Origin of the sequence: Niallia sp. MER 6 (genome assembly GCF_023714395.1) — a bacterium.
Lineage (GTDB): Bacteria > Bacillota > Bacilli > Bacillales > Cytobacillaceae > Niallia.
The window spans coordinates 1-548 of record NZ_JAMAUK010000112.1 but is presented as its reverse complement, the minus strand read 5'-3'; the positions used below and the strand labels follow the sequence as shown (position 1 = coordinate 548).

The 548-nt window shown below is 49.3% G+C and carries 5 tRNA genes; all 5 read right to left on the bottom strand.

The features are described 5' to 3' along the window. Nucleotides 1–46: 46 nt before the first annotated feature. Nucleotides 47–123: transfer RNA gene (locus tag M3600_RS28555), tRNA-Ile, on the bottom strand. 6 nt (nt 124–129) lie between these two features. Continuing rightward, nucleotides 130–203, bottom strand: a tRNA-Gly gene (locus M3600_RS28550). Nucleotides 204–221: 18 nt separating this feature from the next. Next, a tRNA-His gene (locus M3600_RS28545) sits at nt 222–297 on the bottom strand. Nucleotides 298–330: 33 nt separating this feature from the next. Next, nucleotides 331–406 (bottom strand) — tRNA-Phe (locus tag M3600_RS28540). Nucleotides 407–426: 20 nt separating this feature from the next. Next, a tRNA-Asp gene (locus tag M3600_RS28535) sits at nt 427–503 on the bottom strand. Nucleotides 504–548 lie beyond the last annotated feature (45 nt).

Below are 548 nucleotides of genomic sequence, written 5' to 3'. Positions count from 1 at the left end.
TTAACAGCCGAGTGCTCTACCACTGAGCTACTGCGGAACAATAATATGGTGGGCCTAAATGGACTCGAACCATCGACCTCACGCTTATCAGGCGTGCGCTCTAACCAGCTGAGCTATAGGCCCATATATTGGAGCGGGTGATGAGAATCGAACTCACGACATCAGCTTGGAAGGCTGAGGTTTTACCATTAAACTACACCCGCGTTATTAAATTTAAAATATGGGGCGACTGATGGGAATCGAACCCACGAATGTCGGAGCCACAATCCGATGCGTTAACCACTTCGCCACAACCGCCATCATGTTAATCTATTATAATCATGATATTAATGGTGGCTCAGGACGGAATCGAACCGCCGACACAAGGATTTTCAGTCCTTTGCTCTACCGACTGAGCTACTGAGCCTTTATACTTTTTTTGAAAAATGGCGGTCCGGACGGGACTCGAACCCGCGACCTCCTGCGTGACAGGCAGGCATTCTAACCAACTGAACTACCGGACCAGATTGCGGGGACAGGATTTGAACCTGCGACCTTCGGGTTATGAG